Genomic DNA, 14,432 nt, shown 5'->3' on the forward strand with positions numbered 1-14,432 from the left:
CATGAATTTCGGATTCAATGTGAGAAACGGCGTGCTCGCCACAACGCTAGCAATTGCAATTCTGCTGGCTATTTTTCCAATATCCGGTCAAGCAGCAAATTTTTCGCACAGCGCTGCTGTTGTGTTGATCACACTCGTTTTCTGGACTACTGGCATTGTGCCGCCATTTCTTGTTGGGCTTATTTTCTTTGCGCTGGCGACCATTTTTAAGCTAATTGAACCTACACTTCTCTTCTCTGGTTTTGGTTCAACCGCTGTCTGGCTAATCATCTCAGGATTTGTCATTGGGGCTTCTATCTCCTCCACCGGACTAGGGAAGAGGCTCGCATCAACAATCGCACCTTATTTAACCGGCAGCTATACTAGGTTGATTGCAGGGCTCGTTATGAGTGCGGTACTGCTTGGGTTTATTATGCCTTCATCCGTGGGGCGGGCGGTCGTGTTGATTCCGATTGGCATGGCGCTTGCTGATCAAGTCGGCTTAGATAAAGGAAGCAATGGACGAATTGGTATTGCCGTTGCCTTGGCTCTCGCCTGTAACATGCCGAGCTTTGCTGTTTTGCCTGCCAATATACCCAATATGATACTCGCAGGCGCTAGTGAAACTCTCTATGACATTCAGTTTAGTTATACCGACTATTTACTGCTTCACTTTCCTGTATTGGGGGTTCTAAAATCTCTGCTCATCGTCATTTTGGTGTTGAAAATTTTTCCTGATAAAATTTCATCCAACCTCACGCCAACATACCAAAGTGTAGAGGATAACTCTGATATTAAAGCGCAGAAAAAAGTCGGCTTATTACTCGGTATCACGCTTCTATTTTGGGTGACAGACTCAATACATGGCGTGAACCCAGCATGGGTTGGTCTGGCGACAGCGATTATTCTTCTCCTGCCAAAAGTAGGTGTAATTCCCCCCAAATCTTTCAACAGTTCCGTCGACTTTGGTACCGTAGTTTTTGTCTCTGCTGCCCTTGGATTAGGTATGTTAGTAAACGAATCTGGAATAGGAAACTACATGGGGGAGGCGTTTAGCCAGCTTTTACCTTCGTCATCTTCTGGTTCGTTCCTTGGGTTTATGTCGCTTTCTCTAACCTCTGTTGTTACGGGTTTGGTCACCACGATTCCCGGCGTGCCAGCCGTCCTATCCCCTCTCGCGGCTGACTTCTCTCAAGCGACTGGATTTTCAACTACAGCGGTATTGATGACACAAGTATTAGGCTTTTCTACCGTGATATTCCCATATCAGGTCGCCCCTTTGATAGTTGCAATGCAACTCTCCCAAGAACCCCTAAGTAAGCTAGTTAAAGTAACGTTACCTCTTACTGCGGTAACGATCGTTTTTCTGTTCCCGCTCGATTATGTGTGGTGGTGGCTGCTTGGCTGGGTTTGAGTAAGGCTATTTAGCAAGGGTTCAATATCGTTCAAAAAATCATACCACAACACAAAATCTATGCGGATGTATTTCAATTATAATAATTAACGAACCGCTTCAATCGATATTAATGTGAGTATCGTATTTCTTTTATTTGCCTTCAGATGTTTATTTTTTTACGGCTTTGCGCGGTTTTTCGAAGGTTTATTATTGGCAAGGCCTAAGTACTCAACCGTCTCTCTGCCATCCATCGGTTTAGAGAAATAAAAGCCCTGCATACAATGCACATTTTTCTGTCGATAACACGTATTCATATCGGCATTTTCAATGCCTTCCACTAGGAATTCAACGTCATTTCGTCGGCACATATCGATAAGAAAGCAAACATAGTTCATCGCCTCCTCGTTTTGCATGGCTTTATTTACCGTTTCCTTATCGAGTTTAATTTGATTGATTGGTAAGGAGAATAAATTATTTAAGGTGCTGTAACCAGAGCCGAAATCATCGAGAGAAAGCTTGAATCCAAGCTGTGATAACGCTAACAACTGCACGCTGGCCATTGAGCTTGTATCTAAGAATAGCGATTCAGTTATTTCCATAACAATTCGCGATGGTGAAATCTGATGTTCCATTGCGATACTTAACGCTTGCGTAGCAAAACTTATATTCTGTAGTTGAAGAACCGAGACATTCACATTCACACTCACTGTAGAATCACACGGCAATCCACTCAAGAACTGACATGCTTGATTAAACACCTGCCAGCCAAGCTGTACAATCAAATTCTGGGATTCAGCCACAGGAATAAACTCGTCAGGATATATTTCCCCAAGCGCACTATTTTCCCATCGGGATAATATTTCTACGCTACAAGGTTTATTGGTTTCCACATTGATGATGGGTTGAAACTTAACGGTTAGTTCATTATTTTTTATTGCGCCACGCAGTTCTTTTTCAACAAAGAAATGCCTAGCCAGTTTTGAATGCTTGTTTTCATCATGAATGGCCCATTTGCACTCATTTCCTTTCAAGGCGTACTCACTCGTTCTTGCAAGATGCCTTAATATATCCCTAGGCGACTCAGGTTGACGCGGCGGAAGCGTCATTATACCGATACACATATCACACAAATCAAACATTGGATTTAGATTTGCAAGATCTTTAGAGTGAGAGAATATTTTGTCACAGATGTCTTCTAATTCATTGCTATTGAAAGAATGACCAACAATAGAAACAAAATTGCCTAGAATGGATTGATATCGACATATAGGGTATATCGATAAAGCGTTAAGAGCGTTATAAATACAGCTATAGATCCTATCTAAAACGTCGTAACCGTACTGACTTACCAATGTTTTAAGTTTGTTGATATTGAAATAAAATAGAGTACAGGGTGTTTGATTATCACCAAGCCGATTCATGTCATCTAGCAATTTTTTATAATGAAAAAAGTGATAACGCGAGGCCACCCAATGCTGATGACAAATGTGCTTATCCTGATCAAATTTTGCGTAGTATGCTTCTTGTACCCCCTCAATACGAAATTTCCCTTGATGTACGACGATTTCACATTGACAGGTTAGTTCCAAGTACACCCCATCGATGCCTTGCCGACGAAACGTTATAGCTGCTGAAGGGATTTCAGATGTAAATAATTGAAAGATAACATTTTCAACATGCTCTACGTCCTCATGGTGAATCTGGGATAACCACTCGTTATAATGCAGGGTGTATCTATAGCTAGAGAGATTTTCGCCAAAACAGATATGCCCATCAATATCGATGCAAAAAAACACTGAATCTAGCGAATTCCCCGCGATATTCTCCATAGACTTAATCAATCTCTCATTTTGAAAATAAACTATATCACGACAAACTTTTCTGAACGAAGAGCTCACATTAAACATATAGAGTTATAATTAATCATGCAATTAATAATAACTCAAGCGTATATCACATTTTAAAAATATAGATATTTGTCATATAAATCACACGAGTAGATGTATCAAATCAAGGTATCAACCGGCTTCATAAGAAACGTCTCTTTAAGCTCATAATGCAGAGGCCATTAAAATTATTTTTAGATGAAAATTTACTTCATTTTCATCACTGTTGCGATACTTATTACTCTTTCATTTAGAGCTCAGCCCATATTGAAACTCAACTTTTCGTGTCTCGATTTATTGATTAATTAAATCGGTAATGTTCGATTTTACAAATAGTTAGCGCATTTTATATTGTCTGCGCGTATGATTCTTAACTATTGATTTGGCGCTCGAACTCTAGTTAATGACTTCTCGCTATTTTCTAATCGTCTTCACAATACTTGTTGTTAACGACAAGTATTTAATGTTAATCGGTTGCTACTAAATTTGGGTGTGCATTTTAAGACATGAACAAGATAAGAAAAATATTACAATTGGTTGGATTTAAAAGCATTCAGTCACAACTCTTATTGCTAATTTCGGTATTGGTTTTCTCTGGTTTTATCGCGATGGCTATCATTTATTATGGTATGCAAGCTGATGCCTCTACGATAAACGTGGCAGGTAGGCAACGAATGCTCTCTCAGCGAGTGGCTAAAGAAGCACTGCTTATTCAATCTAGCTTAGGTGATATCAAAACTGTAAAAAAAACCATCAAGCAGTTCGACACATCGATGCAGTGGTTAATGAACGGGAACAAGGAACAGGACATTTCTGTTCCTGCAACGAAAGGTATTGAACGTCAACTCAAAAAAGTTGAACAACTATGGCACGTTTACCAACAAGACATCCAAGTTTTGATCGACCGTTCTTCTTCATTATCTGAAGAGAATAAAGCGGAAATAATTAATCATATTTTTCAACGCTCTCCAGTCATTCTCCAAGAGATGAATAAAGCCGTACAAATGATGGAGGTCGCCAGCAACGTTAATGTACGAAATAACATGCAGATATCAATGGCACTTATTTTTTCGTTACTTTTGTTATCTGGTTGTTTTTATCTGTACGTAAATCGATTCTTAATGAAGCCTTTATTGCCTTTAAGAGAAGCATTAAAAATGCTTTCTAAGGGTAACTTAACGGTTTATTTACCTGCTGATGATAGCCAAGACGAAATTGGCATGCTTTACAGAGACTATAACGATGTTCTTAAAGACTTCTCTTCGATTTTGGGCAAAGTCGTTCATTCTAGTGAGCAACTTAGTGTATCCAGTTTACAGCTCAATAAAGCCGCAACGGAGAACGCCATCGGCATGGATAAGCAGTATCAAGAAATAGAACTGATTTCCACTGCTATGAATGAAATCACCGCGACCATACAAGAAGTGGCAGTGAGCAGTGCAAACGCCTCCGATTATACAAACAACGCTGAACTGGAAGCCAATAAAGGCAGAATTACGGTCAAAGAAGCCGCCTCGACTATTGATGAGCTTAATCAACATGTTCAATCTGTAGGAGATGTCGTTAATACCCTTAACATGAACAGTTTACAGATCAGTAAGGTTCTTGATGTCATCAATGAAATTGCAGAACAGACCAATTTACTGGCACTAAATGCGGCGATAGAAGCCGCACGTGCCGGAGAATCTGGAAGAGGATTTGCTGTCGTAGCCGACGAAGTTCGAGGGTTGGCGGCTAGAACCGCGAATTCAACCAACGAAATCAAAACGATGGTAGAGAACCTACAGAGCCAAGCAAGACAATCGGTTAAAGCCATCAACATTAGCCAAGAAAAAGCAACCGCTGGTGTTAAACATATGAATGAAGCGGACGTTGCGTTAAAAAGAATTGTTGAAGCCGTTGTCGCGATCAATGAGATGAACACCCATATTGCAACCGCAACAAAAGAAGAAAGTGACGTTGCTAACGATATGAACGAGCGAATCGTACATGTCGCGGATACGTCGAGTAAAACTCGAAATAATGCACTAAATAATCAGGAGCTTGCAGAACACTTATCGCAAGTCGGCCAAGTTTTACGCGATGATACAATACGTTTTACGATCTAGTATTGAATAACAAACGCTCTTCAATATTCAGAATGCACTGACTATCAGTCACACACCAAGACTTATATTTTTTACTTCAATGTCAGTCTTGGTATCTCTATTTGTCAGTTTTCTTGAGCCTTACGTCGCTAACGGGAAAAAGGGCTGGGAGAAGGCTTCAGGATATGTAATTATTCTTAGCATCACCATATCAATAGATATCAACAAAATTATGGCCAGTGAAAACATCATTGATTTTTGGCACTCTAAAGTAACCAAACATAAGAATGTCTATGTGATACCCGATGGTTGTCAGGATGTAATTTTTAGCTTGAAAAAAAACCGTCCCCCTCAGATTTACCTCTCTCCTCTTTATCTCCAAACTATCAACGTCGAAATGGAACCAGAGACAGAAATGATGGGGTTTCGTCTTAAGCCAGGTTGTGAAGTTAAACAATTAGATAAGTCGGGGTTGCGGTCATCTCTTCATTCAATAAGTAAACTAACCGACCAAATAGAAAATGCAACACATACCAATGAAAATATCTCTGAGGTATTAAATTGTATTAAGCAACATGGCACCAGTATCCAACACTGTGCCAATCAATTGGGCGTTAGTTCCAGAACATTACAACGAGTGATCTCACGTAACACCCCGCATAGTCCGTCATTTTGGCTACGTCTAGCAAGAGCCAGACAGAGTGCAAAAACGTTGGTTGACGGTGGTATTTTTACAGAAGTAGCTTATCAATACCAATATACCGATCAGTCACATATGTGCAGAGAGATCAAACATTGGTTTGGTGTTAATCCTTCAGAGTTACTCAAACGGCACGACCTGACCTCTCAACTGTTCTGGCAAGCGTATTAGTTACGAATTGGGCTGCATATTTCAACTAAAAAACCATTTATATCAGTTATATATGCAGTGGTTTGTCCCCATGGCATTTCTTCTACTTTCTGTACCAATCGAGCACCAGCATTGATTGCTACCTCCAACACGTTGGCGACATTTTCTGTTTCAAAAGCTATCTCAAAACTCGGTGTCAAAGTATTAGGAGCAACAGCCCCTTTACCTAGTTGGTTCATTAGCTTCAGGGAAGAGAATGATAACGTCGTACCTCCAGTATCTAATTCTCCATAATCACCTCCTTCATGGAGGAATGAGCGCTTAAAACCGAATGCTTTCTCATAGAATCCAAGCGTTTTCGTTACGTCTTCAACATAAAGTATGGTGTACTTAAATTTCATTTTATTTCCCTCTTAATATGCGAATGCATAGCAAGAGTAGAATGGATAAGTGTGGTCGTATTGGATATAAGCGACAGAGATAAGTTTTGTCTTGAACTTTATTGCCACTTCTTCTACCTTCGTTACCATCCCTATACCTTGGGCTGGGCAAAAACCTTCACAAAAAGGGATCACGTATATGCCCATCGCGGTACCCGCATGGTTTGACATGGCACCTCAAAGCGAATTTCTAACTAAATTACAGACAAGATCATTGCAACCTTATACCGACTATCATTTGTTTTTCAGCTATCGTAATCATTCTGATCCCTTATTCTCTTCCAAGAATTTCGAGGGTGTTCGACAATAGTTGATCGCCGGATCAAACAATTACCATAACGTCTCTAACATAGCGCTCAATTGGGGGTGCTTTGAACTCGGTCGTTTCTCTGGTGAGTACAAACGATTTTTCAACGAATTACCTTCCGCAACATTAAAACGTTGTTATTAGTTCACCGGATACTTCACATTTAACAGCGCCTTTCTTTTCTTTAATTCACCTTCTTATATGGCTTTTTGAGTTTATTTTCAATTAATTGCTATGCTTGTAGTATCGCCTTTTTATACCATGGATCGGATTGACATCATGAACAAATACATGCTCGGGTTTATATTATTCACCACCACATTATCCTTCAATAGCATTGCCAGCGAAGAGGAAAACGATCAGAAAGGAAGCCACCAACTTCCGTCGTTTACCACTGTCGATACCAATAGTGATGGCGTGATTGACGAAGATGAACTTAATCGTTTCCGAGGAAAAAAACCGGACGACGGTGCCTCCAACACAAATGATTCGGCTGTTCAGAAGAACAAGATAAGCGCTTTCGCATCCTTTGATAAGAATAAAGACGGCTATATTACAGAAGCTGAACTCGCGGCACACAGTAAGTACTCCAACCCAGGAAATGGAAGTGGAGAAAGGAAGGGTAAAGAAAAAACTAACAGCAACAATCGAAATAAAAAAGGAAACGACAAAAGTAATAGCAGCGGCGGGAAAAGTAACAATGACGGTGGTAGCAGTAAGAAAAAGTAGGTTCCCATGAATAAACAACGATCATTATTAAAATGGAAGTGTATCGGCTGTTACATTAAGAAATGTCTACACTCACTCTCGGTTTGTCAGCGCTCGTACGTGAATCAGAACCAACTCCTGCCGCGGCAAGAGTTGTGTCGAGTAGACCAACCGAATGGTTTCAATGTTAATTTTCAGTCCTCGCGGCTATGAAAAACAACGAATGTCATCACTAAGGTAGGTCGAAAAGTAATGCTGTCACCTGTTCTTGTTGGCCATTCATAAATCGTACTTTGCCTTGCTGTTCGACCTTTGCACCGGATCCCGCTTCAATAACGGTACTGTCGATCTGAAGCTTACCCTTTATTTGGTGGAGGTAGACATTGCGTCCATCTTCAATGTCAAAATCAATACTTTGACCTGCGTCCAGTATCAATTGGTACAGGGACGCATCTTGCTTAATGCTTAACGCACCATCTTTCCCGTCAGGGTTAGCAATCAAAGTTAGGCCGTTCTCTTTACCGAAATTCTTTTGCTGGTAACCTGGCGTTTTTCCAAACGTGTTCGGTTGAATCCAGATCTGTAGAAATTTTAAGTTTTCATTTTGCGACGCATTGTACTCACTGTGATAGATACCTCGTCCTGCTGACATTAATTGAAACTCACCAGCAGGTAAAACCTGAACATTTCCCTCACTGTCTTTGTGCTCGATAGTGCCTTCTAAAACATAGCTGACAATTTCCATGTCGCGATGACCGTGAGTCTCGAAACCGGCACCGGGCTTAACAATGTCATCATTGATAACTCTAAGGGCAGAGAAACCCATATGCTTCGGGTCGTGGTAATGACCAAATGAGAAAGTATGTTTACTCTCCAACCAACCTAAATTAGCGTGTCCACGATCTTGAGCGTTGCGTACTGTGATCATATTCATTTCCTCTTATCAATGTTAAATCAAGCCAATTTCTTAGCGATGCTTGTATCTAGAGCGACTTTTCCAGCGCCAGAAAATGCGAGTGATACGCTTGCTGCCAAAAGAGCCAAACCAAATTCATAACCGTTGTTTGACAAAAATAGGCCGTTTTCTAAATGAACAGCGGAAATGGCGACGACCATCGTAAATGCAAGTGCCGCAGCGGCGGGCCGAGTTAATAACCCTAGCAAGAGAAACAGCCCTCCAAAGAACTCTGCACTACCTGCTAAAAATGCCATCAATACGCCGGCGCCAAAGCCAATTGAAGCCATCCACTGCCCTGTGCCTTCAAGGCCATAACCGCCAAACCAACCGAACAGTTTTTGTGCGCCATGGGCCATAAAAATGATGCCGACTGGAATTCGAAGTGCCAGTGCGCCATATCCTGCTTTAGATGATGTAAGTGTTTGTATTAATACTTTCATTATGTTCTCCTCAAAAATGTTCAATCAATGTTGAAATGCGTTTTTTGTTTTACACCTCAAGCGTTGAATCTAAGTTTAGGTGTGTTAGATTGAAGAAAAAATCGGAATGATTTGAAGGCCATATTCAAAAATTTTGAACAAGAGGATTTCATGCACAACTCAATCACAATAGATGCACTAAGAGCATTGGATGCCATTGATAAAAAAGGAAGTTTTTCTTCTGCAGCAGAATCATTATACAAAGTACCTTCTGCTTTAACTTATACGATAAAGAAACTTGAAGACAGTATGGGAGTAGCTCTATTCGATAGATCGAAACAAAGAGCACAACTCACCCCTGCGGGTCGTCTTGTTTTGGCGCATGGACGCGAAATACTTCTTGCAACCAATCGACTTTTAGACTCGGTACAACAGCTAGAATCCGGCTGGGAGAGTGATATTAGAATTGCTCGAGATACGGTCATTCCTGAAAGTTCTCTATACGATTTAATAGGTGAATTCAATCAACTTGAACATAACGTCGATGTTTCTTTGGGTGTTGAAGTGCTAGGCGGTGGTTGGGATGCACTTCATAGTCGACGGGCAGATATCATCATTGGCGCAACAGGTGAGTTACCCAAGGGGATGTTTCAAACACACAAAATAGGTAAGATTTCTTTTGTTTTTGCTATTGCGCCTGACCACCCTCTGGCAGAAGTAGAGGGAGTTCTAGAAGCGGATATTCTGAGTCAATATCCCGCAGTGGTCGTTTCTGATACATCCCAACTTCTTCCTGTACGTGACAGTGGCCTATTTAATAGCAAACAAGTCATCAGAGTGAATTCGATGGAGTCCAAACTAAAAGCACAAGTCAAAGGCTTGGGCATTGGCTTTCTTCCTAAGCATATGGCGAAACCTTATTTGAAGAGTGGCCAATTAATTGCAAAAGAATGCGCTATCCCAAGGCCTTCTCAAGATGTCTATGTAGCTTGGCATAAAAACCAAGAAGGGAAAGCCTTTGGATGGTTTGTCGAAAAGCTTTGTCTAATAGATTGGGAGCTTAGCGGATCACCAAAGGCATTGTAAAACATAACCATAAATAAAGGGACATTATGCACACGTCCATTGCAGACATAGTCAATCAATAACCGCAATATTGTACAAAACTAAACGAGGATTATGCGGTAAGCTAAGTTAGTACAGTATTATTGTTAGTAAACCGAAAAGAGATGCTATGGCGAAGAATAAATCCAGCAAAGAACGTGCTGATTATAAGATCACTGAAGAGCTTGGTGGCCTTGAGATTCTTGATGCCAAATATGAAAAACAGAATTTTTCTCGTCATAGTCATGAAGGCTATACCATCGGACTTATTGAAACTGGCGCACAACGATTTTACCGCACTGGTGGGCATCATATTGCGCCGAAAAATACGATTATTCTGGTCAATGCTGATGAGGTACACAGTGGTCACTCTGCTTCAGAAGGTGGTTGGGCGTATCGTGCGATGTACCCACTTCCGCAACAGCTAGAACAGATAACCAAAGAGCTTTATTTACCTAGCTATGGCGCTCCCTATTTTCCTAAGGCCGTCGTTTCCGATCCAGATCTGGCTAGCCAACTCCGACTGGTTTTCAACACGTTAGATAGTTCAAATAACCGTTTGCTTAGAGAATCTCTTATCTACAGCACCTTGGTGAAATTAATGGGTAAGCATGCTAAATCTAAGCTCGCCCTTAGTACCGAAGTCAAAACACAAAAACAGTTACTATTGGTGAAGGAGTTCTTGGATGATCTCCCTCAAGCGGATGTTTCATTGAGTGAACTCGCCAAACTTTCGTCTTTAAGCCCTTATCATTTGGTTCGTTCTTTTCAGAAAGAATTTGGGCTCCCACCCCATGCTTATCAAATCCAATCTCGCCTCCGTTTAGCAAGAAAACTGCTCAAAAAAGGCCACACCATTTCAGATACAGCACAGGAATGTGGCTTTCACGATCAAAGCCATTTTCATCGTCATTTCAAGAACGCTAACGGATACACCCCTGGCCAGTACTTAAAAATGCTCTGAGCAAGTTTGTACAATCTCTACCGCTTTTAGATCGCTAGATTTAAAGAATGCTGGTAGAGGAAACGAATAAATGAAACAGAGTAAAATCCAAACAGAGAGAAAAAGCACATTATGTTGGCAGGGAGTAATAACGATGCTTCCACTAAGTATCGCGGTTCTTCCTTGGGGTTTTTTGGCTGGATCCTATGCGATAGATGCAGGTTTGTCAGGCCTAGAAGCACAAGCTATGTCTGCGGTATTATTTGCAGGCTCAGCTCAGTTAGTCGCCGTCGGTATGTTCAAAGAAGAAGTCGGACTTAGCACTTTGCTGCTCACCACCTTTTTAATCACTTCCCGTCATTTTTTGTACAGTGTATCCATGCGAAGAAAATTCAGTACATTGTCTGGTCGATGGCGTTTGTTGCTTGGATTCTGGTTAACCGACGAATTATTCGCAATCTGTAGCAGCCAATCAGATAAAGAGTTTAATCGCTGGTACGCCTTGGGAGCCGGCGGTTCATTCTATATTATTTGGAACATTGCTAGCTTTGTCGGCATCGTTGCTGGCAGCCAGATCCCATCCTTAAATGAAGTCGGATTGGATTTTGCTGTAGCGGCCACCTTTATTGCTCTGGTGGTTCCACAAATTAAGTCGATACCAGTCTTCATTTCCGTCGTCGTCTCTTTGATTGTGTCTGTATTCTTGCTACTTAATCAGATTGAAGGAGGGCTAATGATTGCGTCAGTAAGTGGAATAGTGAGTGGTTACTTGTGTGAGATCTTATTAAAAAGAAATCAATACCTAGAGAACTTAACTAAAAGGCATCAATGATGATTATGCTGTCCATACTATCAATGACCGCGATTGTTTTTTTAAGCCGTTACTTGTTTCTCGAACCTAGAATTCCCCTAAAGATGAGCAACCATGCTCAAAGGCTGTTGAATTATTCTGGGCCTGTGGTTCTAACGGCACTGTGGGCGCCGATAGTGTTTTTCCCGGAAGGTGAATTCTCATTTAGATTGAATAATGCGTATTTGATAGGCGCGGTCGTAACAGGTCTGCTTATCTGGAAAACAAATAACGTTCTATTAACGATAGTGATCAGCATGGGCGTATTTATGATCTGTAAACTTGTTGTTTTTAATTAGTTAAAAAATGAAGGCCCAAAATATTAAGAGTGTGAGAGATAAGATAGAAGAAAGATCTAAGCAAAGATATAAAGATATAAGGGACAGACACTTCAGGTATAAAGGTGTATGTCCCCGTTAGTTTAGATTTTTGAAAAGGTTATTTGTGCCTTTTTTTCTTACCGCTGCCTTCAGGCTTCGCCATCGGTTTATTTGCCGCTAGGAATTCCTCACTGACAACGTCATCGACCTCAAAACCCACGACTTGTTCACGTTCAAGTCTGATCTTGTTCTTCTTTTCGATTACTTTGAAATGATGATAATCTTCATAGTCGATAAGCGATAATGCTAAGCCCACTTCACCAGCACGGCCACTTCTACCAATACGGTGCATGTAATCTGATGGGCTCCGAGGTAAATCAAAATTGATCACCACAGGCAGTTTATCGATGTCTAAGCCACGAGCAGCAATATCCGTTGCAATTAATACTTCAATCTCGCCCGCTTTAAATGCCTCAAGCACGCGACTGCGAGCTCCCTGACCTTTATCGCCATGAAACACTTCTGCGGTAATACCACGTTTAGAGAGTTTTTCAGCTAAATGATTACAACTGTGTTTGGCATTAACAAAAATAAGCGCTTGTCGCCATTGATGATGATTAATCAAATGCGCTAATACCGCTGTTTTCTCCCCTTTGTTCACGGAAAACACACGCTGCACTAAGGTGCTGGCATCGGAACTTTGCAATTGTAATTCAACAGGGTCATCGAGTATCGCTTGAGTTAACGTCTGTACTTGTTCAGGAAAAGTCGCGGAGAACAGTAACGTTTGCTTTTTCTTTGGCAACAATGCCAATAACTCAGTAAGCTCATCAGTGAAGCCTAGACTCAGCATTCGATCGGCTTCATCAAGCACGAGAGTCTTCACTCTATCAAGCTTGATAGCATTGCTTGAAATCAAATCAAGTAATCGCCCTGGCGTGGCCACCAAAATGTCCGTGCCACCACGTAATGCCAGCATTTGAGTATTCGCGGACACACCACCAAAAACAGCAACCGTTTTAATCGCACCGTTAAAATGCACCGCATAGGATTTTATGCTGTCAGCAACCTGCTTGGCCAGTTCACGAGTCGGCACCAAAATCAGCCCAGTAACATGGTTACCTTTACTGCTTTTACTACTTAATGGTTTTCCATCGTATATGTGCTGCAATAGCGGAAGAGCAAAGGTGGCCGTTTTACCTGAACCGGTATTCGCCCCTGCAATCAAGTCACGCCCTGCCAATACACTTGGGATAGCTTGCGCTTGAATAGGCGTTGGCTGCTGATATTCCAGCTCAGTTAAACGAGCTAACAAAGGTTGAATAAGGCCAAGTTCTGTAAAGTTGGCTGACGTTGTGACAGTGGTCATTAATATAAAAAGCTCAAGACTAGGATAATAGCTGATTATTTTAACTTATTTATGGCGCGTTAAGTTAGTAAATTTCGCGGACGTCCAAGGGACAGGTTTTTAAGTAAAAACGAAGAGACATGCACCTCCGGAATGAACGGTTGAAGTGGTATATTGTTCACCATTAAATGGTGATGATTCAAGGTACTAGGTGGGAGAACGCCTTAGTAGCATCGATTTTTAGAATGATCGAGTTTTAAGGTGCATGTCCCCCGCTAGCCTTGCTTGTCCTAACTTTCCTTCATGGCAGAAACGACCGAAGGCTCATTGATCAAGTCAAATAACATACTCTTTGCTGACGCTCTCTGAGAATCAGATAAGATCTTCTTCGGATTATCTCTGCATTGAGTGATGATATTTTTGACGAATTTACTGTTTGTACCGGATAACTCATACGCAAATCTCAGCGTATCGAGCAACTCAGTTTGAGACAAACTATAAACAGCCATCTCGCAGCTAAGTTTATCCATGGCGAGTAAATTATCGACGACCACCTTACATTCAGCATTGAACTTTTCTTTTGCTATATATCCGTCAATCAAAGCCTGTACTCTATCCGCGATAGCGACAGGCACTTCCATTGTTTTCGTTTCATGCGTCATTATTGATTCTCTTGCTCTAACTAGGATTTAACTTCTGGATCAAGTTTACCCCCTAGCTCATGTTTCGGCATCAACTTTAGCAATTATTTGAGGTAGTACATCAGTACCCGTTATGTAATCAACCTAACAAGTTTCAAATTTCAGAGCGAATTGAAGCGCCTAGTCTAAAGGAATT

15 protein-coding genes are annotated in these 14,432 nt (G+C 41.2%); 8 read left to right on the forward strand and 7 right to left on the reverse strand.

Features of this window, described 5'->3' with window-relative positions:
* Nucleotide 1: 1 nt before the first annotated feature.
* Nucleotides 2-1,393, forward strand: coding sequence for an SLC13 family permease (locus AACW90_RS03755; protein ID WP_390231038.1), 1,392 nt, complete (start codon nucleotides 2-4; stop codon nucleotides 1,391-1,393).
* 158 nt (nucleotides 1,394-1,551) lie between these two features.
* Here AACW90_RS03755 and AACW90_RS03760 read toward each other — a convergent pair whose 3' ends face one another.
* Complete coding sequence (locus tag AACW90_RS03760) at nucleotides 1,552-3,204, reverse strand: EAL domain-containing protein (RefSeq protein ID WP_390231041.1); 1,653 nt, start codon at nucleotides 3,202-3,204, stop codon at nucleotides 1,552-1,554.
* Nucleotides 3,205-3,767: 563 nt separating this feature from the next.
* Here AACW90_RS03760 and AACW90_RS03765 point away from each other — a divergent pair.
* The gene (locus tag AACW90_RS03765; RefSeq protein ID WP_390231044.1) at nucleotides 3,768-5,369 is read left to right on the forward strand and encodes a methyl-accepting chemotaxis protein; all 1,602 of its coding nucleotides are present in this window, start codon (nucleotides 3,768-3,770) and stop codon (nucleotides 5,367-5,369) included.
* Between the two features lie 79 nt (nucleotides 5,370-5,448).
* Nucleotides 5,449-6,219 (forward strand): helix-turn-helix domain-containing protein, encoded by a 771-nt coding sequence (locus AACW90_RS03770; protein ID WP_390231047.1) that lies wholly within the window; start codon nucleotides 5,449-5,451, stop codon nucleotides 6,217-6,219.
* On the opposite strand, the gene AACW90_RS03775 is transcribed toward AACW90_RS03770, so the two are convergent.
* Together AACW90_RS03775 and AACW90_RS03780 are read right to left on the reverse strand one after the other, a co-directional pair.
* Nucleotides 6,216-6,599, reverse strand: a complete 384-nt coding sequence (locus AACW90_RS03775; protein WP_390231050.1) for a VOC family protein — start codon at nucleotides 6,597-6,599, stop codon at nucleotides 6,216-6,218. The genes AACW90_RS03770 and AACW90_RS03775 overlap by 4 nt on opposite strands.
* Nucleotides 6,600-6,611: 12 nt before the next feature.
* Entirely contained in the window at nucleotides 6,612-6,809 is a 198-nt protein-coding gene (locus AACW90_RS03780; RefSeq protein WP_390231053.1) for a hypothetical protein, read from the reverse strand.
* 415 nt (nucleotides 6,810-7,224) lie between these two features.
* Between AACW90_RS03780 and AACW90_RS03785 the strand changes: the two genes are divergently transcribed.
* Nucleotides 7,225-7,674 (forward strand): EF-hand domain-containing protein, encoded by a 450-nt coding sequence (locus AACW90_RS03785; protein ID WP_390231056.1) that lies wholly within the window; start codon nucleotides 7,225-7,227, stop codon nucleotides 7,672-7,674.
* A 211-nt stretch (nucleotides 7,675-7,885) separates the two neighbouring features.
* On the opposite strand, the gene AACW90_RS03790 is transcribed toward AACW90_RS03785, so the two are convergent.
* Both AACW90_RS03790 and AACW90_RS03795 read right to left on the reverse strand, forming a co-directional pair.
* Complete coding sequence (locus AACW90_RS03790; protein ID WP_390231059.1) at nucleotides 7,886-8,581, reverse strand: pirin family protein; 696 nt, start codon at nucleotides 8,579-8,581, stop codon at nucleotides 7,886-7,888.
* Between the two features lie 26 nt (nucleotides 8,582-8,607).
* Nucleotides 8,608-9,051: a DoxX family protein gene (locus AACW90_RS03795; RefSeq protein ID WP_390231062.1), complete on the reverse strand. Its 444-nt coding sequence runs from the start codon at nucleotides 9,049-9,051 to the stop codon at nucleotides 8,608-8,610.
* Between the two features lie 150 nt (nucleotides 9,052-9,201).
* Here AACW90_RS03795 and AACW90_RS03800 point away from each other — a divergent pair, with 150 nt between their 5' ends.
* From AACW90_RS03800 to AACW90_RS03815, 4 genes are all read left to right on the forward strand, one after another.
* Entirely contained in the window at nucleotides 9,202-10,116 is a 915-nt protein-coding gene (locus AACW90_RS03800; protein ID WP_390231065.1) for a LysR family transcriptional regulator, read from the forward strand.
* A 148-nt stretch (nucleotides 10,117-10,264) separates the two neighbouring features.
* Nucleotides 10,265-11,098, forward strand: a complete 834-nt coding sequence (locus AACW90_RS03805; protein ID WP_390231067.1) for an AraC family transcriptional regulator — start codon at nucleotides 10,265-10,267, stop codon at nucleotides 11,096-11,098.
* A 70-nt stretch (nucleotides 11,099-11,168) separates the two neighbouring features.
* Entirely contained in the window at nucleotides 11,169-11,909 is a 741-nt protein-coding gene (locus AACW90_RS03810; protein WP_390231070.1) for an AzlC family ABC transporter permease, read from the forward strand.
* Nucleotides 11,909-12,226 carry an AzlD domain-containing protein gene (locus tag AACW90_RS03815; protein ID WP_390232053.1) on the forward strand — a complete coding sequence of 106 codons (318 nt, stop codon included), beginning with the start codon at nucleotides 11,909-11,911 and terminating at the stop codon, nucleotides 12,224-12,226. Before AACW90_RS03810 ends, AACW90_RS03815 begins: the two co-directional genes overlap by 1 nt.
* Before the next feature lie 139 nt (nucleotides 12,227-12,365).
* On the opposite strand, the gene AACW90_RS03820 is transcribed toward AACW90_RS03815, so the two are convergent.
* The gene (locus tag AACW90_RS03820) at nucleotides 12,366-13,616 is read right to left on the reverse strand and encodes a DEAD/DEAH box helicase (RefSeq protein WP_390231073.1); all 1,251 of its coding nucleotides are present in this window, start codon (nucleotides 13,614-13,616) and stop codon (nucleotides 12,366-12,368) included.
* 269 nt (nucleotides 13,617-13,885) lie between these two features.
* A complete protein-coding gene (locus AACW90_RS03825) occupies nucleotides 13,886-14,257 on the reverse strand; it encodes a hypothetical protein (RefSeq protein ID WP_195703768.1) in 372 nt (123 codons plus the stop codon).
* Between the last annotated feature and the right edge of the window lie 175 nt (nucleotides 14,258-14,432).

It is taken from the genome of Vibrio frigidus, assembly GCF_042465995.1.
Taxonomy (GTDB): domain Bacteria; phylum Pseudomonadota; class Gammaproteobacteria; order Enterobacterales; family Vibrionaceae; genus Vibrio.